The sequence below is a fragment of the Blastocatellia bacterium genome (assembly GCA_016713405.1).
Taxonomy (GTDB): Bacteria; Acidobacteriota; Blastocatellia; order Chloracidobacteriales; family JADJPF01; genus JADJPF01.
In genome coordinates this window covers 1-22,089 of the sequence record JADJPF010000022.1, presented here as the reverse complement: position 1 = coordinate 22,089, position 22,089 = coordinate 1, and the positions used below count along the sequence as shown (strand labels likewise).

The window sequence follows — 22,089 nt, the reverse complement described above, 5'->3', positions numbered from 1 at the left end:
TCTATTAAAACATCAATTTATCAATCTTTGGAGCTTAACTTAATGGTTACAGTAACAGTAAAATCCTTAAGTGGATTGAAAAATCAAATTCAAGCAGGAGGACACACTATAATTGCTGATGAGCCAGTAAATGCAGGTGGTGAGGATGAAGGGCCAGATCCATATAGTCTGTTACTTTCTGCTCTAGGTGCTTGTACTTCAATGACACTACAGCTTTATGCACAACGAAAAGGTTGGCCGTTAGAAGAGATAGAAATAGTATTAGTACATAGTAAACAATATGTGTCAGATTGTCAGGACTGCGAAACTAAAATAGGAAAAGTGGATGAAATCCGCCGACGTATTTACTTAAAAGGCAATTTGACCGAGGAACAACAAAATAAATTACTAGAAATTGCTAGCAAATGCCCTATACATCGTACTTTAACAGGAGAAATAAAAATTCGAGATACCTTAGTCTGATAACGTAATAAAATAAATAAGTTTATAAATCTATAAATTATAATAATTGCAATAAGTTAGCTATAGAGACAAAGGAAAAATATTTTAATGAGAATAATTATTTATACTGGCAAAGGTGGAGTAGGTAAAACTTCTGTTGCTGCTGCTGCTGCTTTGCGTGCTGCTAGTTTAGGGCATCGAACTTTAATTTTAAGCACAGATGCTGCTCATAGTTTAGGGGATGTTTTTGACCAAGAGCTAAGTCATGAAGCAAAGGAAATTATGCCTAATCTGTGGGCAATGGAGGCTAATGTTTATAGTGATTTAGAAGATAACTGGGGGACGGTACGCGCCCATATTGCTAGGCTAGTAGCACTTCAAGGTATGGATCAAGTGCTTGCAGATGAGGCTGCAATCTTGCCTGGAATGGATGAGCTATTTAGTTTGGCACGTATCAAAGAACTTAGTGAAACAAATTGCTATGACTGTATTATTGTTGATGCTGCACCTACTGGAGAAACCTTACGTTTACTTGCATTGCCACAAACCTTATCTTGGAGTGTAAAACTACTTAGACGTGCAGATCATTATATTATTAAGCCAATTGTTAGGCCACTAGCAAAACTTTCGCCAGGTATTGAGGAAATGCTTACTCCAGAAGAAGTAATAACCGCCCTGGAAAATATGTTAAAAAAGCTGCAAGCTATGAAAAAACTTTTGTCAGATACTAGTAAGACTACGGTTAGATTAGTGATGAATCCAGAAAAAATGGTAATCAAAGAGTCAAAACGCGCTCTTACTTACTTAAATATGTATGGCTTGCTAGTGGATTCAGTTGTTGTTAACCGTGTGCTTGCTCCTGATAGCGGTTATTTAGAAGGCTGGCGAGCAGTTCAGAAACGTTACTTAGATGAAATTCAAATAGATTTTGCTCCTCTTCCAATACAACAAGCAGCACAATATTCAACAGAAGTTATTGGGTATGAAGGATTAAACAAACTTGCAACAGATCTTTATAGTGATTCTGACCCAACCAAAATAATGTTTGAAGGTTGTGTTTTTGAAATTACCAAAGATCAACAAATTTACCAAATGCGGGTACGACTGCCAATGCTAGATAGGTCAAAAATGCGAATCCGTAACACAGGGAGCGAGTTAGTTTTACAGCTAGAAAACCAGCGTAGAATTATTAGTTTACCTGCTGCAATGATTGGATATCGACCAGTAAAAGCAAATTATGAAAAGGATTATTTACTCATACAATTTTCTAAACCTGATAAAAAGGCTGACACACCAGATTCATCAAAATTAGAAGAAATAAAAGAACAAGAAGATTTAGAATCAGTTTATGAATTGGCTACTAAGTTACAGAGTAGTAAGTTAGTTTCTTAAAGGTTTATTGGTTTCTATATATTTTTGTTATGCAATAAATAAAATTAATTTTTCTATATAGGTTTTACTTAGTAGCTAAACTGCATAGCCAATCTACAATTTCCTTTTGTTCTTCTTCAGAAAGTTCAGAAAAGGTTGGCATAATATTAGAAGTAATTCCTACGCTAGCAGGGTCATTTATTAGTTTTAAGATAGTTTCTCGATTTCGTCGATTAATAACATTATGTAAATTTGGCCCAATATTACCTGTAGCGTCTGGAGCGTGACAGCCAGCACAATTTTGAACAAAAATAAATGGTGGTGGGTTAGGTAAGTCAGTTGTTACTACAATATCTTCTGGTTTAGTAAGTTTAGAAAACCAAATTGCTAATTCTTCTCTTTCTGCTTGATTTAATTTGCGAAAAGCTGGGATTGCTTCTGAGAGTCCATGGTCTTCTGGTTTAGCAAAGATCCTTTTTAATTGCACTAATGTAAATTTTCTTTTTGCTTTTACTCCAAGTAGTGGTGGGCCGTTTTCTGTACCAGTTGCTTGGACAGTATGACAAGGGGCGCAAAGATAGACCCAATTTTTTACAGCTTTTTTAGTTTTTTCTTCATTAAGTTCATCTGTACTTGTATCAGCATTAACAGTTGGATTAGCAGCCTTTTTTTTAGATTTTATAGGTGTTTGTCGACGAGTTTTACTTTGGAAATCACTTGCTTGTGTAGGCCAACTTTGTAAAAGTAGGCTTACACAAACAAAACCAGCTAAAAAGTAAAGCTTAATTGTTTTCATTAGCCTTCTTTTTTTCCTCTCGTTTACCTCTCCAAGCTCTAATAGCAAAATAAACAGCAATGCCACCTGCTAAGAGTCCCACACCCAATACAACTGCTCCAATCAACACTGCCCAACCAAGTAGCCAATTTATCCAAGGAGTAATAATTACAAATAAATAAGCTAGGATTTGTCTTGCTAACCAAGTTAAAAATACCATTAAAAAGCCCCAAAAAGAGAGCTTTTTGACTAAAACTTTTGCGCCATCACTCATGAAGGTTTCTCCAATCAAAACAGATTGCTCAATTTTAGCACAGCACTAGACCTCAAAAAACTACTTAGTATAGAAATTTTTCCTTGTTTAGTATTATATAGAGAATTTTTGCAAGTTTTTCAAATGGCTTTCGTTCTTTGAGCAAAAAGAAGTTGTAAATAATAGCTTGAAGCAATAAAGGAGATTTGATTATCATGGTAAAACTTAATTCTAAAATAATTTCGGTGAGCAAGAGGAATAAATTGACAGCAGCTACTATTAGTTATAATTCTTTAGCTTCTATTACAGAAGAAAGACCATGGGGCAGTTTTACTGTATTAGAAGAAGGCGAAAACTATAAAGTTAAACGGTTTATAGTTTTACCTAACCGCCGTCTTAGTTTGCAATATCATCATTTTCGCTCAGAACATTGGACAATTGTTGCTGGCAAAGCTTTAGTTACTTGTGATGAACAAGAGCTTGTTTTGAATGCAGGAGAAACAGTTTTTATTCCTATAAAGGCAGTCCATAGAATAAAAAATATTGGTGTAGAACCTGTTATTGTTATTGAAGTGCAATGTGGTTCTTATGTAGGTGAAGATGATATTGTGCGTTTAGCTGATGATTACGACCGGACTACGAAATAAAATTTAGTAATATTAGCTACACTAAAAATTATTAATAAAGGCTTGGTTCACCTTCTGGGCGGGTTTTCCAGCGACGATGTACCCACATCCATTGATCAGGATAAAGCCGGACAATCTTTTCCACTACTTTATTAAATTGAGCAGTGTTTTGATAAATATCTTCTTTTTGATCTCCAGTAACAATTAACTCTACTTCTGGTTCAAAGTGAAGTTTATGTTTACCTAATTTTTCATCCCAAAGTAGAAATCCTGGCACTACAGCCGCTTTAGTTCGTAGTGCTAGGGTAGCAAGTCCTGTAGTAGAACAAGCAGGAATACCAAAAAAATCACAAAAAACACCTTGATTTCGCACCGTGTTTAGGTCAATCAAAATTCCTACAGCTTCACCTCGTTTTAAGGCAGAAAGAATTGCTCGAACAGAATTATTTTTATCAATAGCTTTATTTCCACTACAGCCCCGGTAATAATCTACCAGTTTGTCAATGTAAGGGTTATCAATTTGTCTAACTAAAATATTATGAGGATGTCCATATACCGCATGAGCAAAGGCTGAAAGCTCCCATGCTCCAAACATGTCCTGTAAGAAATAATACACCGCGTCCTTTTTCCACTCCTTTTTGAAAATGCTCTAAACCTTCATAAACAACTAATTTTTCAATCTTTGCACGGTTAAATTTAGGAAAGTAACTAAATTCAGCTAGCAGACGACCAAAATTTCTAAATATCCCTTTAATAATTTTTTCATGTTCAGTTGCTGATAACTCAGGTAAAGCCATTTCTAAGTTACGACGGGCTGTTTTACGAAGTCTTTTAGCTAATAAATAGCCTAAGTAACCAAAAAAGTAAGCCACTTTTAAGCGTATGGGACGCGGCAAAGCAGCTAGTCCGACCAAGACACTACGCACAAATAAATATTCTAAATAGCTACGAGCTTTACCAGTTTTCACAGTTCTAATAATAATCCTGCTAGTAAAGCTGTGCGGGTTGCCATTGAAGGCAGCAAGACGTGTTCATATTCAGCATGCGCTCCATCGCCATCAGCACCTAAGCCATCTAGCGTTGGCACACCTAAAGCTGATGTGATGCAAGCTTCACTTACTCCACCTGTAGAAACTTCCCCTAATTCAAAACCTAGCTGTAAAGCGATATTTTGAGCTTTTTGGTAAAGAGAAATTACTTTTTCTGTGCGCTCAAGCGGAGGCATACCGATTTTACCAGTGATTTCTAGTTCTGCTCCTGCAAGATGTGGTTTGAGGGATTTAATAGCTGCATCTATGGCTTGACCATCGGTTAAACGACAAAAACGGACATCTATTTCTGCTATAGCTTGATCAGCAACTACATTAGGGCGGATTCCGCCACGAACAACACCTACATTAACTGTAGTTCCTTGGTCATAATTAGTTAAGCTGTTTAAGACTTGAATTTGATGAGCTAGTTCTGTAATCGCGCTGATTCCTTTTCTAGGGTCTGCTCCAGCATGAGCCGCACGACCACGAATATTTAAGAGATAATTAGCACAACCTTTACGCTCAGTTTTTACTGATCCACCGGGCCAGGCAGGTTCTAAATCTAAAACATAATCACAAGTAAGAGCTTGTTTTTCTAAAAATGGTTGATAAGGCTCGCAGTCTGTTTCTTCTAGTGAGCTAAAGAAAAATAAGATTGGGTGTTTAGGCTTTTTATCTAAGCTTTGTAGTAGTTCAAGTGTATGTAATGCAACAACTAAACCAGCTTTCATATCAAAACTGCCAGGGCCAAAAAGCTTGTCACCTTCAATTCTTACTGGACGTTGAGCCAATGTACCAAGCGGCCAAACCGTATCCATATGACCTAGCACCATTACGGCCTGACCTTCGCCACCATAACGAGCATTTACAACATTTCCACCGTTTTCAACAGCTATTTGCTGAGGTTTTGCTCCTAGTTTTTCAAGTCTTTGGCTTAAGTATTTAGCTAGATTATTAACTGCCTCAGGAGCATCAGAAGGGGACTCAATTTCTACTAAAGTTTTTAGGTCTTCAATCATTTGAGGCAATTTTCTTTCTGCCTCGGCTAATAATTCTTTCACAAAGTTTTCCTCATAAAATTGATAAGCCGTTTAGAATAACTCAACTATTGGAATCAGAGAAGATATTCTTAGCGGCTAGCTCGCTTAAGTGTGATAATACTTAGGGTTTTGGATATAGACAATACCCTTAGTTTTTCTTTTCTAATTTTAACAAGGTAGCTCAAGGGATCTAAACACTTCATAAAGTAGTAGACTACCAGCTATGGCAACGTTTAACGAATCCATACCGGTTGCCATTGGGATGCGAACAATTTTTTGACACATTGATTCTTGATCTTTGGTTAAACCTGAACGCTCATTTCCTAACATTAAGATTGTAGGATGGATGTAGGCAACTTGGTTGTAGTTCAATGACCCAGTTGGAGCAGCACCTATGGCTTGTAATTTATGTAAATCTATCCAAGTGCGTAGTTCATCAGGTGAAGCTCTAGCGATATTTTGCTTAAATATAGCTCCCATTGACGCTCTAACAACATTTGGATCAAATGGATCTATAGAGTTACCAAGCAAAATAAAGCCTGAAGCCCCAATAGCCGCAGAAGTTCTAATAAGCGTTCCTAAATTGCCTGGTGAGCGAATTTCACTTAACACAATCCAACAAGTATGTCCGCCAGGCTTTATTTCACTAAGTTTTTGTGTATGTTGGCGAAAAATCGCTGCTACACCTGATGCACGTTCAGTTTGTGAGATGCTTCTAAATTGTTCTGGGGAAAGGCGAGTAAAGGAAACACCAGCACGTTTTAAGTGTCGCACAAGTTTTCTTGCCATTGGAGAGATTAAAAGTTTTTCGCTGTAGATTAAAGTGTCTATAGAAAAACCCTGATCGACAGCTTGGACAAAGTTACGAACACCTTCGGCAAAAAATAAAGCTTTTTTATCTCGATAAATACGGTTATTTTGAAGTTTTTTAGCTTTTGCTAAGACAGGTGCAGTTTCTAGCGGACGGAAATCAAAATCACTTTCAATAATTTCATTTTTCATATCCTTTCACATAAACCAAATGGTTAGAATAATTAAGAGGGTTAAAGGTTTTAGTTTTAATTAGCTTATCCGAACACTTTGCTCATGTCGGATTAAATTTGTTGGGTCGTATCTTCTTTTAACTTCTTGAAGACGTTTATAGTTATCGCCATAATAGGCTTTTTCCCAATCCTTAAATCCTAGGTCAGGATAATTAATATATTGGGTATTTATCCCATTATTTTGAAAAATATCGCGTATCTCATTATAAGATTTAAGCAATTTTTCTTGTTGTTTAAGGTCTGAGTAATAAGTTTGTAGTTCTGATAAATAATAGAGTGAGCGATGAGCAAAAGCAGAATTTTTAGCAAACTCAGCATTATCAATCTGTCCTCCTAAAGTGCCTATGGATATTAGCATTCCAGGTGTAGCAGAAATTTTCTCTAATGTAGGGACAATAAAACTTTTAATATCAGCAAAACTTTTATAAAGCCCTACAGAAGAATTTTTTGAAAAAATAGGCTCTTGTATCCCATAAAAAGTTTTTACTGCACTATCAAGCTTTTGAGGTTTTCCTAAAGAAGTTTTTTCTGTAAGTGCTGAAAGTTCATTAATTAAGCTTTTTACCTGTTCAGTTTCTTGAGCAAAATTAGTTAGCAAAATAAAAACAGTTTTTCTATTTAGGATAAAAACAGAAAAACAAGATTCTGGTAAATTTGTTGTTAGTAAAAACCACTTTTCCAGTATGTCGGCAGCCGTTTGAGCATCAGTATTAAATTTTCTAAATCGATGGCTAGTTAGCATTGCTGGTGACAGATGAGTCTTAAATTTCATTTGAGTTATTACGCCAAAATTTCCTGCTCCACCGCCTTTGCAAGCCCAAAGTAGCTCTGGGTCATCTTTAGAATTTATTATTTTTCCTGTCCCATCAACCATTGTTACTTCAGTTAAACTATCGCAGGTTAGGCCATATTTTCTTGAAAACATTCCATAACCACCGCCTAAAGTCAGGCCGCCAACAGCCACCCCACCACAAGAACCACCTGGTAAAAGTCGTCCTTTAGGCAAAAGTTCAGCATAAAGCTGTGATAGGTTACAAGCTGGCCCAAGTTTTACTTCGCTGTTTTCTAGCCATTCAATAGAGTTAAGTTTTGAAAGGTTAATTACCATTCCATCATCATTACAAGACAGCCCTTCTAAACTATGGCCGCTGCTTTTTATTGCAACTGCTAAATTTGCTGCTGCTGCAAAAGTTAACGCCTCTTGCACACCCTTTTCATTTTGACAAAGTGCAATTACTCTAGGGAATTTATTTATGCGTTTATTATGACCTTGACGAAGTCTTTCATATTCTGCCTGACCTTTTTGATAAAAAGTGACATTTTCACTATTAACAAAATTAACTGGGCTAGTTGAGTCAACAGTCGGTTTCTTTTCTGGTAGAGGAGTTTTAGCAATTGGTGTAGCTAAAGAGTTTGTTACTACTTCCTTTTTTTCTGGTATTTCAGAACAACTTGTTAAACCTAAGCTTGTACTTCCTAAAGCAAGCAGTTTTATAAATTTACGTCTACTAGTAGGCTTTTTTTTATTTTTCATAGTTTGATTAGTTATTTTTATTTAGAAATAAGATAGTTAGTTAAGTAATAAAAATGTAGTTTTTGTTGTAGATATTTAAGCAATAAGAATTTAGCTAATAAGCTATTTGCAGCAAATAAAGCAGTTTTACATAAAATCATGTGGGTCAGCTAAATTATAGTGCAGATTTTTTGGGTAGCTGATTTCCAAAAACACTAAATTAAATAATTTGACTTAAGACTTTAGGCTTCCAAATTTTTATTGTCAAGAAAAAATTTGTTGTAAGTAGGAATTTTTCTTTCGCATCTTAGAATTCCTGGGATTCTTGCAAGCTTTTTTGATTAATTCATTCTTAAAAACAAAAATAAAATTAATAGCAATTTAGTAATATTTATGTCCCCAGTTTTATTTATATTTACAGTTTTGTTAATTGCTGTATTTAGCAGTACTACTTATACTAAATCTAAAGAACCAAAATATGAAACAGCGGTTAAATAATGAAAAACAAACTTTACTAAGGTTAAAGAAATTTTATGAGTATTATTACTAAATTTTTATTTAATATTAGCGTGATGGTAGAATGCTATATAGCTCATAAAATGGCTTTGAGAGCAGATTTTGGTGTGGCAATAATTGGTTTTAGTAATGATAGAGTCAGAACAACAACAAAAAAATAACGTTGAAAGTGACTACTAAGGCTAATCAGAATTTTAATTTTGGTACTATTTTTTGTTGTTAAGTATTTATAATTAATAGATTAAAAAAGTCGGATATGCTTGCACCATACAACACAAACTAATTACCATAATAGAACATCCAAAATAGCTGCTTAGGTTTTAGTTTAACGCATTTTTCAGGAGATACTTTAGTGAGTGTACTACATGGTTTTATTTATTCTACTCCTGGAGCGATGATCAACAAAGAAGATCGATCTGGTTTTTTTCATCGCCATAAAGTAAAGCTAGGGATTTTCCTGTCTGTCTTCTTCCATTTATCTTATTTTGGCTGGACATTTTATCAAGCTGTTTTTTCTCCATTTACTAATATTTCCATGATTGATGATGCTTACAATGAGATTAAATGGATTGAATTAACAAAATTGGCTAAACCCTTAAAATATCCGCCAAATATGCTAGTGGTTCCCAAAAAAGCTGTTCCATTAGATAAAATTGCTGAAGAATTAGCTAAAGAAGAAGAAAAAAAGAAGGAAGAAGCTAAACGAAAAGCAGAAGAGCGTAAGAAAAAGAAAGAAGCTAAAGAGCAAGAATTAGAAGAAACTGCAAAAGATAATGCTGAGGAGGAAACACAAAACACTGACTTAGCAAAAAATGAAGTGGAAGTTGTTGAAGAAAGTACGCCTACCCCAACCGGCCCGCCTAAATTTGGACAGATAAATGCTCGTCCTATTCGTGAAATTATGGGCAAGGTTTATAATATTTATAAAAGTGGCAATTTAGACATCCAAAAAGCTTTTTTCTCTGTCACAATTGGTTATGAAGTGGGAAAAGATGGCTCACTTTATGAGGTTAGAATTATAAAATCTTCTGGTTCAGAGCAACTTGATACGGCTGCAATTAATATTGCTAATGCAATTAGCGAGTCTCATGCATTGCTACCATTAACAGCACTTACAGCTAACACAGCTACTTTAGAGCTAGGAGATGAAAAAGCATCTTTTATTATTCGTGGACAAGCTGCTAACACAAGTATTGCTTCAGATTTAGCAAATCTTTTTAGCCAACAAGTTGCAGGGCTACGCTTGCTGCTTAGTTTTAAGAATCCAGAAGCAGCAATTTTGTTTTCACATCTAAAAATATCTAACCAAGGTAATGAGCTAATTGCTGATATGACTATGGCTAGACAAGAAGCCGATGAAATGATGCACCGAAATTTCCAGAAAAATAATCCTGTAGAAAATTCTGATCAAACACCAAATCCACCAAATCCAACTAATGATGACAAAGTTGAGTCTAAAGAAGAAAAGGGTGATGGCGGCCAAACAACTAAACTTGAATAGAATTTTGTTGTTTAATTCTTACTGTTTTGTGTTTTGTAAGAGGGGGGAAAATGATAACTAACAAAAAAGTAATAATCTCATTGCTATTTATAATGGTTTTTCTAGTACCAAATTTTTATGCTCAAAGTGGGCGAAAACGTCCAAATCAGCCTAATCAACCAAGTCAACCTAACCCCACTAAAACCACCGAACCAAAAACAACAAATCCAACTAATAGCAAAAATCCACCACCAGCAACAAACAAACCAACTGTCCCAGGAAGAGTTCTAGTTCCAGCAGGAGCAGCAATTGTTGCTCAAGAACATATTGGTGTAACTTCTCGCTATGTTTTTAAGAATGGTGTAACTGTTATTGTACGTGAAGATCATTCTGTACCTTTAGCGGCTGCAACTGTTTTAGTAAAAGGTGGCACAAGTGTAGAAACTGAAGATCAAGCAGGTGTAACTCGTGTAGTAGAAAGGCTTTTAACTGATTCTGCTCCTAATGAAGACGACCCATTAAAACAGCTTCGCAATTTAGGAGGAGTATTAAGCAGTAATACTAACTTTCAAGCAACTAATTATTCTTTACTTGGACAATCAGCTAATTTTACTAAGCTACTTGAAATGCTATTTCGTAACCTGCAAAAACAAAACTTTACAGATGAAGATTTTAGCCGTGCAGCAAAATTTGTTTTACAAACTAATAGCTATAAATTAGATGACCCTTTTAACTATAGCCAACAACGTATTGCAAAGGCTGCTTTTGACAATAATGCTAGCACTGGACTACTAGACGAAACTAAATTAATTACTAAAGAACAAGCTCAAAACTTTTATAATAACTACTATACGGGAAATAACTTAATTGTAGTTATTACAGGAGATATTACAGCAGATAATGCTCGTCTAGCGGCACAACAATTTTTAGGTGCTGTAAAGAGCGGAACAAATATTAGTAAGACTACGACAAAATCGGCTGAAGGTGCGCCAGTTCGCTACATTGCTGAACGGGCTGATATTAACCAAACCGTTGTATCTGTTGGCTATAGGGTGTCTGGTGTAAAAGAAACAGCCGTTTTTGAAGTTCTACAAGCCATTTTAACAAAAGGCCGAGGTGCTTTACTTCCACAATCTTTGCTTGATGCTTCTTTTGCTTCTAAAGTTGCGGCTGAGTATCTTACAACTAACAAAGGCGCACTCTTTACTTTCCAAATGCAAGTTGTTCCTAGCAAACTTGTAAAAGCAGAAAATGCTCTTTTTGAACAAATCGAAAACTTGCGTCGGATAATTTTATCCGCTGCTGAATTACAACGAGCTAAAGCTTTACTAGAGAAAGATTACTATGATAGCACTTTAGATTTAACTCGGCTTTCTACACAAATTGCCCTTGGAGAATTGCGAGGAAACTATAAGGATTTTGATAGCTATGTAAAAAGAATTAGGGCTGTTACTGGCGAACAAGTTCAAGAGTTAGCTGCACAGTATTTTAACTTTAGCACTTCTGTAGTACATGAGTATGAGCCAAATAATGCTCCATCACGTATTGTTGGAGCAGATCCTTTTTATACCCCAGATCGGTTTGATTCCTATATTAAAGTATTAGTACCAAATACCCATAAAGAATCTATTTCAAAAGATGAAATTAGCTATGCAACGGAAAAACCTTTAGCTAAACAGGGAAAAGATAGGTTTGAGCAAACAACAGAGGGTGGATTTATTCTAGAGTTACAGCCGCAACCAGCACGAGATTTTACCACATTGCGAGGGCCTCGTTCGATTGTCCGAGAAGATCCAGCAAGACCGCTAATTGCTATAGGTTTTTACTTTCAAGGTGGGCGACTAATTGAAAAAGATGATGTTGGGATTACCGAACTAATGTTGCGTACTATTTTACGAGGTACACAACGCCAAACTGGAGGCGAGCTAGCATTAATCTTAGAGCAATTAGGGGCAGAAGTAACAATCATCAATGAACCAGACTTTTTTGGCTATAACGTCGAAGTAATTTCACGTAATGCTGAACCTGCTATGAGGCTTTTAATTAATACAATTGAAAATGCTTTATTTGACAAAGAGGATTTTGCACGTGAAAAAGCTAGTCTTTTAGCAGCAATTCAAGCAAGTAAAGATGATAGTCTACAACTAGCAGCAAATTTAACTAATAGTTTGCTTTATAGTGGACATCCTTACGCTTTTTCTCAAATAGGGCTAGAAACATCTGTCTCAAGATTAAAGGAAGATGATGTAATTGAATGGTATAAAAAAACGGTAAAACGACAATTGCCCTTAGTTGTAATTGTTGGAGATACAGAAGGCTCTTCTTTAGTTGGTCGTTTGGTTGCAGATGGTTTTTCTCGTTCAGATGAAAGTTTAGATAAGGCTTTAGCTGTGCCTGTTGTAGCGGTACAAAATGCACCAGGAGAAAAGGCAGAAATTAAAGATAGACGACAAACTACACAAGTGCTTCAATTTAGCGGGCCAGAAGGGAAAAGCAATGATAATTATGTTTTAGAAGTGCTTCGCCAAATAATAGACGGCCCAGCTGGACGAATTTTAACAGCACTTCAACAACAACAACTTAGTTTTGAAATCAACACTGAAACTAAAATGCGTCAGCAACGTAGTGGCTTTTTGGTTACGCTTAACTCACCTGCTGACCAAGAACAAAAGGCACGAACATTAATAGAGACTGAGTTTAAGAAACTAGTTTCCAACCCAGTCACAGATCAAGAAGTAATGGCTGCGCGTAATTCTGCTGCTGCAGTGCTAGCTCAAAGACTTAGAGATCATAGCCAAAGAGCAATTACTTATGCTCGATATGCTTTTTATGGAATGCCTTTTGCAGATGTTGATAATGTGACAGAAAAAATTTTAGCTATAACCAAAGATGATGTTAAAAAGGTTGTACAAAATTACTTTTTAGTGGAAAAACGCGCCTTGGGTGTGATTCGTACCAAAGCCCAACCTTAAAAGCCTTGCCCTAAAGGGCAAGGCTAATATCAAAAGCCCCAATGGGGCTTAAAAGAAGTGAAAATAAACCTACAATGGTTGCATAGCGGCATTTGATAATAGACAAGTCCTTTAGGGCTTGGCTATAATTTCAAAATATCAAAATTACTTAAAACAAAAGGTTTAGAATTTATGAAAACCAAAAAAGTTTTTTCTTTATTAACCGCGATTTTACTTATACCAATACTATTAAGTATTTTAGCTAGTACAAGTTTTGCTCAGGATAAAAATCAAAAGCCAGAAGAAGTTCAAGAACAAAGTGGAACTCTTGATGCCGGTAAGATTACTAACATCACTTTGCCAATTATTGTTACTGATAAAGATGGTCGGTTTATTTCTAATTTAACAAAAGAAAACTTTGAAGTTTATGAAGATAAAAAATCCCAAAAAATCATTGACTTCCAAGCTGCAACGGAACTGCCGCTTTATATTGGTATTTTGATGGATACTAGCGGAAGCGTAAAAGGAAAAATTAAATTTGAGAAAGAAGCTACTCTAAGCTTTTTGCAAACAGTATTGAAACGCCGTAAGGATAAAGCACTGTTAGTAACTTTTGACTCTACAATTGCAATGCGTCAGGACTTTACTGATGACTTAAGTTTACTTACTAAAGCAATGGGGCCAGTAAAAGCTAGCGGTAATACAGCACTTTTTGACGCAGTTTATCAAGTTTGTGAACAAAAAATGTTTAATGTCCCTACACCTCGTAAAGTTCTTATTGTGATTTCTGACGGTTCAGATACAGCTAGTGAACGCACCTTAGACGAAGCCATTCAAATTGCACAACGCAACGAAGTAGTAGTATTTGGCATCAGTACCAAGGGCGCAGGCTTTTTTGGTATTGAAGGCGGCAATGTTGAAGGTGAGGACGACAAAGAACTACGTCGCTTATGTGAAGAAACAGGAGGAGAAATTGCTTTTCCTGGTAATTATTTAGATTTAGAAAGAGCATTTTCTAATGTTAACACCAAAGCAAGACGCTATTACTTAGTTGCTTATGAACCAGATGAACCAGATCGCCCAGGTTACAGAAAAATAGAAGTAAAGTTAGTTGGGCGTAAAGACTTAAAATTACGTACTCGTAAAGGTTACAATGTGATTAAACGCGGAACTAATACGGCTGCTGGTCAAATTCCAGCCGGCAAATAGGGGTATTTATGAAAAAGCTTTGTGTATGGTGGACAATAATTTTAACTTTGTTGGTTTTTATTCCACTACAATTAACGGCTCAAACACCTCAAGATAAAAATAAGCCCCCTGCGAGCCAATCAGAAGACGAGGATGGAGTCTTAAAAGTTACTACAGATCTAGTCACCGTCCCTTTTAGTGTTACAGATAAAAAGAATCGATATATTACGGATCTAAAAGCAGAAGACTTAGTAATTATGGAGGATGGCAAGGCCCAAGAAGTATTTTCTTTTACAAAAGAAACAGATCTACCACTTACTTTTGCTTTACTTTTAGATATTAGCGGAAGCCAAGAATTTACCATTGGAGCGCAAAAAGACGCAGCACTAAAGTTTTTAGAAAAAGTTATTCGTGTGGAACGGGATTTAGCTTCTGTAGTCACTTTTCGTAAAGATGTAGAAATGTTGCAAAGCCTTACTTCTAATGTAAATCAAATTCGCCGTGCATTAAATAATGTTAGGTTTAATGCTAGCACTTCTGGTTATGGTACACCTCCAATAGGTGGGTCTGATTTTGTAGGAACTTCACTTTATGATGCTGTATTTGTTACAGCAGATGAGCTTTAGGTAAAGAAGCTGGTAGACGAGTAATTATTTTATTAACAGATGGCCGTGACACAACTTCAACATATTCAATGAAAAAGGCTATTGAACGCTCTTGGCGATCAGAAGTTTTAATTTATGCTATTGGTATTGCAGGACGTGGACAATATGGAGGCAGCGTTTTTAATGAAGATGTAGACAAAGGCACACTCCAAAAAATGTGTGAAGAAACAGGAGGCCGCTTTTTTCTTCCTAGAAATGAAAATGAGTATGATCAAGCGTTCCGCCAAATTGAAGATGATTTAAGACAACAATATATTCTTTCTTATTCTCCAACGAATGAAGCCCAAGATGGAAGCTTTCGTAATATTGCTGTAAAAGTTACTCGAAAAGATAGTAAAGAATTAAAAGTTCTTTGTCGTCGTGGTTATTATGCTAAAAAGACTAGTTAGTTGGAATTGATTTTGTTTAACCTTGACGGGTTAACCCGCCAAAAATTTTTCTGAAGGGATAATTTATGAGAAAGTTTTTTTTATCTGCTCTAATAATAGCTTTGACTATTACCACCGCTTATAGTGGACTAAACTTCACCGGCGGGTTAAATGTTGCAACTAGTGCTAATGCTACACTTACTGCCCCAGAAGTTTTAGCACAAGTGCCAAATTCAGATTTTGTTGTACTTTTTGACTTAAATAGATTTCTTAGTACAAAGTTAATGGATTCTATTTTAAGTGACCAAAATTCTAGGGCAGAGTTTGAAAAATTTGAAAGAGAAGCTGTTAATTATGGTCTAAACCTTCGCCAAATACAGCAAATTGCTGTTGGTTTTGATATGGAACCATCAGGCAAAGACCCTAAGTTTTGTCTTGTAATGACTGGTGGAATAGATCGAGAGAAAATTTTATCTAGTATAGCTGCCAATTTAGATAAAGTTGGAGTAGATGCTGAACAATATCAAGGTAAAACTATTTATTTAGTTACAGATAAAACTAAGAAGAATGCAAAACCAAGTGATAGAGTAGCTGCTGCTTTTCTTAGCCCTCAGTCAGTAGCAATTGGTACTATAGAAAAAATCAAAGATGCTGTTGATTTACAAAATGGCAAAGGTAAAAGCGTTTCTGCTAACCAAGAATTAAGTAATCATATTAATAGCACTAATACTTCTGCTATACTTCGTTTTGCAGGTGCTATATCAGAAAAAGTTACTAATCCATCAACCCCAAATAAAAAGTCACAACCATTAACCAATGATGATTTATCTAGCAGTTCAAAAGCAGAGGATTCAAGCCCATTTGGTAATGTAGACAAACTAGTTCAAGCTATTCGTGGTGGGTATGGATCTTTAGATTTTGTTTCTGGTGTGCAAATGGATACTACTTTATTAATTCGCACTGAAACAGAAGCTAAACAAATTTCTGATGCCTTAAATGGTTTATTATTCTTAGGTCGTAGTGCGTTACAACAAGATCCTAAACAAGCAAGTTTTGCTAAAGTGTTAGACAAAGTTATAATAACTGGTGGATTAAAAGATGTTCGCCTAAATATTGATATACCAGAACCTTTGCTAAACGAATTAATTAAAACCCTAAATTCTAAACCTTCAAAAAGCTCTACACCTAAGCTTGAGCAATAATTAGGTTTTTTGAAACTAAATACAGCGTAAATAACCTAATATTTACGCTGTATTAAAGCTCTAGCCCTAATGAACGAATAAAATCTAAGTTAAAAATTTCAATAATGGAAGTACGAACAATACGACGTTGGCTTAAGGCTTTTACCATTTGTTGCCCACCAGCAGGGTTCATTGTATGAATAATTATTAAGGCTTCATCATTAGGCGTTTTATTAGTACCTAAAAAATGGGCCACCTCAAAACCTGTCCCTGAAGCAATCCAATCATTGTCATGCTCGGTTAGGTCATGATCTAAGCAAATTAAATCAAACTTTTCTTGTGCAAGTATTTGGTTGGCTTCTTGAGAGTCAGCCGAGTGGGTGAGAGAGTGGTTTTGAAATAAAAGGCGAAATTTTTCGACTCTTTGAAAACTATCTTCTAACAAAAAAACTTTCATGCTATTAATAAAAACACATAAACCGAACTTGTTAATAAAATAACAAATTCAGTTAACTTACTTAATCTACTTTTACAGTATCAATAATACCAACGATTGCCGCATCAACAGGACAATCTTTTAAGCCATGAGCTAGACGGGCAGAGCTTCCTTGGACTATTAAAACATGCTCACGAAATCCAGCCCCTACCGTGTCAATTGCTACCAAAAAGCCCGACTCATCTCGTCCCTGTACATCAATAGGACGGACAATCAACAGTTTTTTACCTTCTAAACGAGGATCCTTTTTAGTAGCAACCACCGTTCCCCAAATTCTAGCTAATATCATAATCTTTATTTACGTCGGGATTCATGACTTACAGGTAAAGCTTCATTAACGCTTTGGTGTGGACGTGGAATTACATGCACGCTAATTAATTCACCTACACGACGGGCAGCAGCAGCACCTGAATCAGTAGCAGCTTTTACTGCCGCAACATCACCGCGTACAATGGCGGTAACGAGTCCTGCACCGATTTTTTCATAACCAACTAAGGTGACATTAGCAGCTTTTACCATAGCATCAGCCGCTTCAACCATTGCTACTAATCCTTTTGTTTCAATCATTCCTAGTGCTTCCATAAATATTGGTATTACTCCTTATTTATTAATAATTTTTCTTAACTTAATCTCTCTAAAGCTGACTCTGTAGCACGTTTAATTAGTTCTACTAATTCGCTACGTGTTAAGGTAATTGTCTCATCACAAGATGATTTTTCATCGTGCTTATTGTTGTCTGACAAAAAACCACAAGCTTGACAACGCATATCCTTAGACATATAACCGGCTTGCTCACGTAGTTCAATTAATTTATTAACTTCTTCTTTGCCTATTTCATTTTCTCGGCCTAAAATTTTAGCAACCAAGCTAATTTTAGCAAAATGTTCTAAAGTTTCCATTCGACCAAAAGCAGATTCTAGCGTACTTCCATAAGCTACCGCGCCATGATTAGCCATAAGCAAAGCATCGTGGTTTTTTACAAATGGACGCATTGCATCGGTTAATTCATCAGTTGATGGAGTACCATAACCTGCTAAAGGAATACAACCTAAAGTAAGTATTACTTCTGAAATCAAAGCCTTATCCAAAGCATAACCAGCAGCAGCATAACCTGTACCACAAGGCGGATGGGCATGTACAACAGCATTAACATCTGGGCGGATTTGGTAAATCAGCAAGTGCATAGAAAGTTCTGTTGAAGCATTATGAGTTCCAGCTATTTTTGTTTGTCCATCAGGCGACATTTTAACAATCATATCTGGAGTTAAAAAGCCTTTGCAAACCGAACGAGGGTAGTAAGTATACCATCAGGCACACGGACACTAACATTGCCATCTCCGGCAACAATCAACCCACGTTCATAAAGACGGCGGCCTATTTCTACTATATGTTCTTTATGCTCTTGTTCGGATTTCATAAATGTTTTTAAGAAGCGTTATTATAGCCTGGGCCTAGCCTTATCACAAAGCCATCTATACGGTAGATAATAGATTTATTTACAAATATTTATTTTCTTACTTCTGTATTATTTTTCTACTACAGCCGAGGCTACTAAAGAATGAGATAGGCTATCAAAAGAAACTGTTAAATCTAAAGTTTTAAGCTTAACATCTTCAGGAACCGAAAATTGCATTGGAGCAAAATTTAATACTGCTTTTATCCCTAGTGTAACTACTTGATCTAAGACTTTTTGAGCTACTGATGCTGGGACTGCTAAAACGATGATGTCAATACCAGACTCTTTTATTACTAATTCTAGGGTTTCTATATCTAAAATCTTAATTCCACGTTTGGTTGTGCTATTAATTTTTTGTGGATCATTATCAAAAAGTGCAACTACACTATAATTAGTTCCAATAAACCCTTCATATTCAGCTAGTGCCATTCCTAAATTACCCGCACCGATAATTCCTATTTGATGTGGATGATCTAGTCCCAAAATAGACCTTAAATATTTGCGTAAATTTTCTATGTCATAACCTACACCACGAACGCCAAACTCACCAAATTGTGCTAAATCTTTACGGATTTGTGCTGAATTAAGATTAAATTGATTAGCAAGTTCTTGCGAGGAAATTTGCTTAATACCATTACTAGCAAGGAGGTCTAAACACCTAAGATAAACCGACAAACGATCTATTGTTAGTTCAGAAATTTTTTCTGTTTTCATAAAAACAATTTTAGTGATTTAATAGCATTTACAGAACTTATTATTTAAGAAAGCAAGATTTTAATACATTGTTGGTTGAAATAAATAGCCAAGGAAAACTATTTGCTGTTGAAAGTTAGATAAATAGTTATTTATCAACTAATTATCCTTCCCATTCGATTTCTCCAATATCACCCAAGTCAATTTCATTTGTTCCACTCTCTTCTATAGTATCGGTTCGTCTAGGAACATAAATAGAGCGTACATACTCTTCTAAATCAGTGCGTTTAACTTTCCAGCCATGTCCTTTAAATAGACCTCGCAGTTTACCTTTTTTTAAGTCCTCACGTAGTTCTTTTTCAGGTATATGAGTTAAGATGGAAACTTCTTCTACCGTCAAAATTAATTTTGCGGCAGCTTCTACAGCAGATATTGATGTTTTAATGCTTTCTTTGGTGTTTGTACTACTTTTAGCTTCTTCTTTAAGAATTTCCTTAGCTTCCAATGTAATAGGTAAAGGGCGAAAAGGCTCTTCTACTAACTCTATTGCTGATGCTGCAACTATAGGTTGTTCTAAAATTATAGTTGGTGGTTGTGGGGGAGGTTCTTCTAATGGTGGAAAAGCAGATGATTTTACTACAGGAAGTTCTTCATTATTTTCCCTTGCGGCCTTAATTCTTTCTAACTCAGTAAGTGGAAAGTAGGCTGTATAACCACCATGATATTTTTCTTATAAACTGTAATGATTTTGTCTTTGCTAGAGAGTCGTTGGAGCGGTTTTTCTGAAACGTCTAGAATTTTGGCAGCTTCTTTTTTAGAAACTAGCCCTGTTAAATCGCTATCTTCTAAATCTGTGTCAAATTTATTTTCTTCCATTTTTTTCTACTCCCAATCTTTATTAAACTTTATGATAGCTTTTGTCCAAGTATTTGTCCAAGCGTGGATTTTAATTATAAAATTGCTAGCAAAACTTAAAAAATTTTGTTTTATAACTAGAAGTAAAAAAAGCTTTTCTGCGTTTGAAAAAATTTGTTTTGAGGTCTAACCAAATAACAAAAAGCGATCAATTCAAGATTATTTGCTCTTAATCACAGCGAACAATCAGGTTAAAAGACTCCCATATGAGTTAAGAAAAATGCTAGTGTTAAATAAATCAAACAAAATTTAATTAATACTTAATCAACAAGGTCATAAATCTATGAGTCAACAAAACGAAATGGAAGTAGCAACATTGGGCGGCGGTTGTTTTTGGTGTGTTGAAGCTGTTTTTCAAGAATTAATGGGGGTAAAAAGTGCTATTTCAGGCTATGAAGGTGGTGCAACACTTAACCCTACTTATAAGCAAGTTTGTAGCGGAACAACTGGACATGCCGAAGTTGTCCAGGTAACTTTTGATCCAAAGGTAGTTTCATTTAAGGAAGTTCTTCAGATTTTCTTTACTGTTCATGACCCAACTACGTTAAATCGCCAGGGAATGGACGCAGGCACTCAATATCGTTCAGTAATTTTCTATCACAATGAAACACAAAAACAAATTGCTCAACAAGTAATTAAAGAACTAACAGAAGAAAAAATTTGGGACGATCCAATTGTTACAGAAGTATCACCTAGTACAAGCTTTTATCCGGCTGAGGATTATCACCAGGAATATTTTAAGTACAACACCTATCAACCCTATTGTTTAGGCGTAGTTGCACCAAAAGTTATGAAGTTTCGCAAACAATTTAAGGATAAATTAAAGAAATAGTTTTTATGGGTTTTTAGCTAATTAAGCCTAGTTTTTTTTTGTAACTCAGTAAAACGAGGGTGTCCTTCTAATGCTTCATAACGTCGATCAGACTTTACCCAAAGTAACCAGTCTGATCGCTCAGGATAGGCTTTTTCTAACCAATCTAAAGCTTGTTCAGGCTCTTCAAGCCCAATATAAACAAGACCCATAGCAGCAGCCGAGACATAAGTAGTTTTTGACATTTCTTTTAGCTCGTCAATTATGCGTTCTGCTCCAACTCTATCGCCAGACATAGCTAAAACATTTCCAAGTGCTGCAATAAACCCAGGATTATTACCAGCTTTTTTAATTGCTGTCTGAAATGATTCTATTGCCTTATCAAACCTCCTTTGATGTTGATAAACTAGCCCAAAACTAAAATAAAGCGGTGGAAATTTTCATCCATTGCTAATGTTTCTTGAAATTGTTTAAGTGCTTCATCTCCTTTACCAGAACATAAAAGCACCATTCCTATACCTTGATTAATTGGTATAGAAAAACTATCCAGCTTAAGAGCTATTTTCATTTCATCCATTGCTTGATCAAAATGCCCTAACATAGTCAAATACCAACCATACCATTGATGAGCCGTAGCATATGAAGGATTAAGCTCTATTGCTCTAAGAAAGTCTTTTTCTGCTCCTTCCCAATCCCAATCATAACGATATTTGATCATTCCTAATGAAGTATATGCTTCTGCTGATTGTTCATCTATTTCTAATGCTTTTAGAGCAGCTTGTTTTGCTTTAGGGAAATATTGGTCTGCTGGAACAGCACCATAATTGCCTAACAAAGCATAACAGTCAGCTAACCCTGCATAAGCATTAGCACAAAGCGGATCCTCATCTAATGCTTGATTAAAACTAATTGCTTTTTTTATAGCTTCTTGACTACGCTTATTCCAGTAAAATCGACCCTTAAGATAAAGTTGATAGGCTTCACTATTTTTAGTTTGGCGTTTTGCTAGCTTTTTCTTTTCTGAACCACTTAACTTAACTTTTAACTTTTCAGCAATTTCTGTAGCAATTTCCTCTTGTATTAAAAAAATATCTGTAAGCTTACGCCGGTACTGTTCTCCGTATATTTGTGAATTATCAGCAACATTAACCATTTCTATTCTGACATTTAATACTTCCCCATGCATCATTACACGACCTGTTATAAGAACTGAAACATCTAGCTCTTGCCCTATTATCTGTAAATTGCTTTGACGCTCTTTATAAAGAAATACTAC

Annotated in this window: 28 protein-coding genes and 1 pseudogene; 12 read left to right on the top strand and 17 right to left on the bottom strand. The window is 35.7% G+C overall.

From position 1 onward, the window contains the following. Positions 1 to 42: 42 nt before the first annotated feature. Positions 43 to 462, top strand: coding sequence for an OsmC family protein (locus tag IPK14_21625; GenBank protein ID MBK7995875.1), 420 nt, complete (start codon positions 43 to 45; stop codon positions 460 to 462). Positions 463 to 549: 87 nt separating this feature from the next. After that, complete coding sequence (locus IPK14_21620) at positions 550 to 1,833, top strand: ArsA family ATPase (GenBank protein ID MBK7995874.1); 1,284 nt, start codon at positions 550 to 552, stop codon at positions 1,831 to 1,833. 64 nt (positions 1,834 to 1,897) lie between these two features. Here the strand turns inward: IPK14_21620 and IPK14_21615 are convergent, their stop codons facing one another. Both IPK14_21615 and IPK14_21610 read right to left on the bottom strand, forming a co-directional pair. Beyond that, the gene (locus IPK14_21615; protein MBK7995873.1) at positions 1,898 to 2,608 is read right to left on the bottom strand and encodes a c-type cytochrome; all 711 of its coding nucleotides are present in this window, start codon (positions 2,606 to 2,608) and stop codon (positions 1,898 to 1,900) included. Then, positions 2,595 to 2,861 (bottom strand): hypothetical protein, encoded by a 267-nt coding sequence (locus IPK14_21610; protein MBK7995872.1) that lies wholly within the window; start codon positions 2,859 to 2,861, stop codon positions 2,595 to 2,597. The genes IPK14_21615 and IPK14_21610 overlap by 14 nt, the downstream gene beginning before the upstream one ends. A 194-nt stretch (positions 2,862 to 3,055) precedes the next feature. Between IPK14_21610 and IPK14_21605 the strand changes: the two genes are divergently transcribed. Beyond that, positions 3,056 to 3,487 carry a phosphomannose isomerase type II C-terminal cupin domain gene (locus tag IPK14_21605; protein ID MBK7995871.1) on the top strand — a complete coding sequence of 144 codons (432 nt, stop codon included), beginning with the start codon at positions 3,056 to 3,058 and terminating at the stop codon, positions 3,485 to 3,487. Positions 3,488 to 3,518: 31 nt separating this feature from the next. Here IPK14_21605 and IPK14_21600 read toward each other — a convergent pair whose 3' ends face one another. The 5 genes from IPK14_21600 to IPK14_21580 form a co-directional block, all read right to left on the bottom strand. Beyond that, entirely contained in the window at positions 3,519 to 4,061 is a 543-nt protein-coding gene (locus IPK14_21600; GenBank protein MBK7995870.1) for a lysophospholipid acyltransferase family protein, read from the bottom strand. Continuing rightward, positions 4,003 to 4,434, bottom strand: a complete 432-nt coding sequence (locus tag IPK14_21595; protein MBK7995869.1) for a hypothetical protein — start codon at positions 4,432 to 4,434, stop codon at positions 4,003 to 4,005. The genes IPK14_21600 and IPK14_21595 overlap by 59 nt, the downstream gene beginning before the upstream one ends. Next, positions 4,431 to 5,558 (bottom strand): M20 family metallopeptidase, encoded by a 1,128-nt coding sequence (locus IPK14_21590; GenBank protein ID MBK7995868.1) that lies wholly within the window; start codon positions 5,556 to 5,558, stop codon positions 4,431 to 4,433. The genes IPK14_21595 and IPK14_21590 overlap by 4 nt, the downstream gene beginning before the upstream one ends. A gap of 147 nt (positions 5,559 to 5,705) precedes the next feature. Further along, entirely contained in the window at positions 5,706 to 6,539 is an 834-nt protein-coding gene (locus IPK14_21585; GenBank protein MBK7995867.1) for an RNA methyltransferase, read from the bottom strand. A gap of 60 nt (positions 6,540 to 6,599) precedes the next feature. After that, positions 6,600 to 8,114: an FAD-binding oxidoreductase gene (locus IPK14_21580; protein ID MBK7995866.1), complete on the bottom strand. Its 1,515-nt coding sequence runs from the start codon at positions 8,112 to 8,114 to the stop codon at positions 6,600 to 6,602. 512 nt (positions 8,115 to 8,626) lie between these two features. Between IPK14_21580 and IPK14_21575 the strand changes: the two genes are divergently transcribed. The 7 genes from IPK14_21575 to IPK14_21545 all read left to right on the top strand — a co-directional run bounded on the left by IPK14_21575 (position 8,627) and on the right by IPK14_21545 (position 16,463). After that, positions 8,627 to 8,770, top strand: a complete 144-nt coding sequence (locus IPK14_21575; protein ID MBK7995865.1) for a hypothetical protein — start codon at positions 8,627 to 8,629, stop codon at positions 8,768 to 8,770. A 191-nt stretch (positions 8,771 to 8,961) separates the two neighbouring features. After that, positions 8,962 to 10,110: an energy transducer TonB gene (locus IPK14_21570; protein MBK7995864.1), complete on the top strand. Its 1,149-nt coding sequence runs from the start codon at positions 8,962 to 8,964 to the stop codon at positions 10,108 to 10,110. 50 nt (positions 10,111 to 10,160) lie between these two features. Then, positions 10,161 to 13,061, top strand: coding sequence for an insulinase family protein (locus IPK14_21565; GenBank protein ID MBK7995863.1), 2,901 nt, complete (start codon positions 10,161 to 10,163; stop codon positions 13,059 to 13,061). Positions 13,062 to 13,232: 171 nt separating this feature from the next. Next, positions 13,233 to 14,249, top strand: coding sequence for a VWA domain-containing protein (locus tag IPK14_21560; protein MBK7995862.1), 1,017 nt, complete (start codon positions 13,233 to 13,235; stop codon positions 14,247 to 14,249). An 8-nt stretch (positions 14,250 to 14,257) separates the two neighbouring features. Then, positions 14,258 to 14,854, top strand: a complete 597-nt coding sequence (locus tag IPK14_21555) for a VWA domain-containing protein (protein MBK7995861.1) — start codon at positions 14,258 to 14,260, stop codon at positions 14,852 to 14,854. Between the two features lie 23 nt (positions 14,855 to 14,877). Next, positions 14,878 to 15,282, top strand: coding sequence for a VWA domain-containing protein (locus IPK14_21550; protein ID MBK7995860.1), 405 nt, complete (start codon positions 14,878 to 14,880; stop codon positions 15,280 to 15,282). Between the two features lie 65 nt (positions 15,283 to 15,347). Beyond that, positions 15,348 to 16,463: a hypothetical protein gene (locus tag IPK14_21545; GenBank protein MBK7995859.1), complete on the top strand. Its 1,116-nt coding sequence runs from the start codon at positions 15,348 to 15,350 to the stop codon at positions 16,461 to 16,463. Between the two features lie 52 nt (positions 16,464 to 16,515). On the opposite strand, the gene IPK14_21540 is transcribed toward IPK14_21545, so the two are convergent. From IPK14_21540 to IPK14_21510, 7 genes are all read right to left on the bottom strand, one after another. Further along, positions 16,516 to 16,899, bottom strand: a complete 384-nt coding sequence (locus IPK14_21540; GenBank protein ID MBK7995858.1) for a hypothetical protein — start codon at positions 16,897 to 16,899, stop codon at positions 16,516 to 16,518. Between the two features lie 61 nt (positions 16,900 to 16,960). Beyond that, positions 16,961 to 17,227: a EutN/CcmL family microcompartment protein gene (locus IPK14_21535; protein MBK7995857.1), complete on the bottom strand. Its 267-nt coding sequence runs from the start codon at positions 17,225 to 17,227 to the stop codon at positions 16,961 to 16,963. A 5-nt stretch (positions 17,228 to 17,232) separates the two neighbouring features. Then, the gene (gene eutM, locus IPK14_21530) at positions 17,233 to 17,526 is read right to left on the bottom strand and encodes an ethanolamine utilization microcompartment protein EutM (GenBank protein MBK7995856.1); all 294 of its coding nucleotides are present in this window, start codon (positions 17,524 to 17,526) and stop codon (positions 17,233 to 17,235) included. Between the two features lie 32 nt (positions 17,527 to 17,558). Further along, positions 17,559 to 18,194, bottom strand: a complete 636-nt coding sequence (locus IPK14_21525) for a class II aldolase/adducin family protein (protein ID MBK7995855.1) — start codon at positions 18,192 to 18,194, stop codon at positions 17,559 to 17,561. Between the two features lie 8 nt (positions 18,195 to 18,202). Beyond that, on the bottom strand, positions 18,203 to 18,355 hold the full coding sequence (locus tag IPK14_21520) for a hypothetical protein (protein ID MBK7995854.1): 153 nt from the start codon (positions 18,353 to 18,355) through the stop codon (positions 18,203 to 18,205). A gap of 108 nt (positions 18,356 to 18,463) precedes the next feature. After that, entirely contained in the window at positions 18,464 to 19,108 is a 645-nt protein-coding gene (locus IPK14_21515; GenBank protein ID MBK7995853.1) for a redox-sensing transcriptional repressor Rex, read from the bottom strand. A 142-nt stretch (positions 19,109 to 19,250) separates the two neighbouring features. Continuing rightward, the gene (locus IPK14_21510) at positions 19,251 to 19,487 is read right to left on the bottom strand and encodes a helix-turn-helix domain-containing protein (GenBank protein ID MBK7995852.1); all 237 of its coding nucleotides are present in this window, start codon (positions 19,485 to 19,487) and stop codon (positions 19,251 to 19,253) included. On the opposite strand from IPK14_21510, the gene IPK14_21505 reads away from it, so the two are divergent. Further along, positions 19,465 to 19,791: a hypothetical protein gene (locus tag IPK14_21505; protein ID MBK7995851.1), complete on the top strand. Its 327-nt coding sequence runs from the start codon at positions 19,465 to 19,467 to the stop codon at positions 19,789 to 19,791. The two genes, IPK14_21510 and IPK14_21505, sit on opposite strands and share 23 nt — an antisense overlap. Here the strand turns inward: IPK14_21505 and IPK14_21500 are convergent. After that, a complete protein-coding gene (locus IPK14_21500; protein MBK7995850.1) occupies positions 19,769 to 19,963 on the bottom strand; it encodes a hypothetical protein in 195 nt (64 codons plus the stop codon). The genes IPK14_21505 and IPK14_21500 overlap by 23 nt on opposite strands. A gap of 322 nt (positions 19,964 to 20,285) precedes the next feature. Between IPK14_21500 and msrA the strand changes: the two genes are divergently transcribed. After that, positions 20,286 to 20,834: a peptide-methionine (S)-S-oxide reductase MsrA gene (gene msrA, locus IPK14_21495; GenBank protein ID MBK7995849.1), complete on the top strand. Its 549-nt coding sequence runs from the start codon at positions 20,286 to 20,288 to the stop codon at positions 20,832 to 20,834. A gap of 17 nt (positions 20,835 to 20,851) precedes the next feature. Here the strand turns inward: msrA and IPK14_21490 are convergent. Both IPK14_21490 and IPK14_21485 read right to left on the bottom strand, forming a co-directional pair. After that, positions 20,852 to 21,244, bottom strand: a pseudogene (locus IPK14_21490) (tetratricopeptide repeat protein). Continuing rightward, positions 21,220 to 22,089, bottom strand: an 870-nt coding sequence (locus IPK14_21485) for a tetratricopeptide repeat protein (GenBank protein MBK7995848.1), incomplete at its 5' end; no start/stop codon positions are given. The pseudogene IPK14_21490 and the gene IPK14_21485, both read right to left, overlap by 25 nt.

What these genes read in the sequence shown, in the direction of transcription:
- IPK14_21625 (MBK7995875.1), top strand. Translation starts at nt 43, where the DNA reads ATGGTTACAGTAACAGTAAAATCCTTAAGTGGATTGAAAAATCAAATT.
- IPK14_21545 (MBK7995859.1), top strand. Translation starts at nt 15,348, where the DNA reads ATGAGAAAGTTTTTTTTATCTGCTCTAATAATAGCTTTGACTATTACC.
- msrA (MBK7995849.1), top strand. Translation starts at nt 20,286, where the DNA reads ATGAGTCAACAAAACGAAATGGAAGTAGCAACATTGGGCGGCGGTTGT.
- IPK14_21560 (MBK7995862.1), top strand. Translation starts at nt 13,233, where the DNA reads ATGAAAACCAAAAAAGTTTTTTCTTTATTAACCGCGATTTTACTTATA.
- IPK14_21555 (MBK7995861.1), top strand. Translation starts at nt 14,258, where the DNA reads ATGAAAAAGCTTTGTGTATGGTGGACAATAATTTTAACTTTGTTGGTT.
- IPK14_21500 (MBK7995850.1), bottom strand. Translation starts at nt 19,963, where the DNA reads ATGGAAGAAAATAAATTTGACACAGATTTAGAAGATAGCGATTTAACA.
- IPK14_21540 (MBK7995858.1), bottom strand. Translation starts at nt 16,899, where the DNA reads ATGAAAGTTTTTTTGTTAGAAGATAGTTTTCAAAGAGTCGAAAAATTT.
- IPK14_21615 (MBK7995873.1), bottom strand. Translation starts at nt 2,608, where the DNA reads ATGAAAACAATTAAGCTTTACTTTTTAGCTGGTTTTGTTTGTGTAAGC.
- IPK14_21525 (MBK7995855.1), bottom strand. Translation starts at nt 18,194, where the DNA reads ATGATTGTTAAAATGTCGCCTGATGGACAAACAAAAATAGCTGGAACT.
- IPK14_21585 (MBK7995867.1), bottom strand. Translation starts at nt 6,539, where the DNA reads ATGAAAAATGAAATTATTGAAAGTGATTTTGATTTCCGTCCGCTAGAA.
- IPK14_21600 (MBK7995870.1), bottom strand. Translation starts at nt 4,061, where the DNA reads ATGTTTGGAGCATGGGAGCTTTCAGCCTTTGCTCATGCGGTATATGGA.
- IPK14_21580 (MBK7995866.1), bottom strand. Translation starts at nt 8,114, where the DNA reads ATGAAAAATAAAAAAAAGCCTACTAGTAGACGTAAATTTATAAAACTG.
- IPK14_21505 (MBK7995851.1), top strand. Translation starts at nt 19,465, where the DNA reads ATGGAAACTTCTTCTACCGTCAAAATTAATTTTGCGGCAGCTTCTACA.
- IPK14_21520 (MBK7995854.1), bottom strand. Translation starts at nt 18,355, where the DNA reads ATGAAATCCGAACAAGAGCATAAAGAACATATAGTAGAAATAGGCCGC.
- IPK14_21605 (MBK7995871.1), top strand. Translation starts at nt 3,056, where the DNA reads ATGGTAAAACTTAATTCTAAAATAATTTCGGTGAGCAAGAGGAATAAA.
- IPK14_21515 (MBK7995853.1), bottom strand. Translation starts at nt 19,108, where the DNA reads ATGAAAACAGAAAAAATTTCTGAACTAACAATAGATCGTTTGTCGGTT.
- IPK14_21575 (MBK7995865.1), top strand. Translation starts at nt 8,627, where the DNA reads ATGAGTATTATTACTAAATTTTTATTTAATATTAGCGTGATGGTAGAA.
- IPK14_21620 (MBK7995874.1), top strand. Translation starts at nt 550, where the DNA reads ATGAGAATAATTATTTATACTGGCAAAGGTGGAGTAGGTAAAACTTCT.
- IPK14_21565 (MBK7995863.1), top strand. Translation starts at nt 10,161, where the DNA reads ATGATAACTAACAAAAAAGTAATAATCTCATTGCTATTTATAATGGTT.
- IPK14_21535 (MBK7995857.1), bottom strand. Translation starts at nt 17,227, where the DNA reads ATGATATTAGCTAGAATTTGGGGAACGGTGGTTGCTACTAAAAAGGAT.
- IPK14_21610 (MBK7995872.1), bottom strand. Translation starts at nt 2,861, where the DNA reads ATGAGTGATGGCGCAAAAGTTTTAGTCAAAAAGCTCTCTTTTTGGGGC.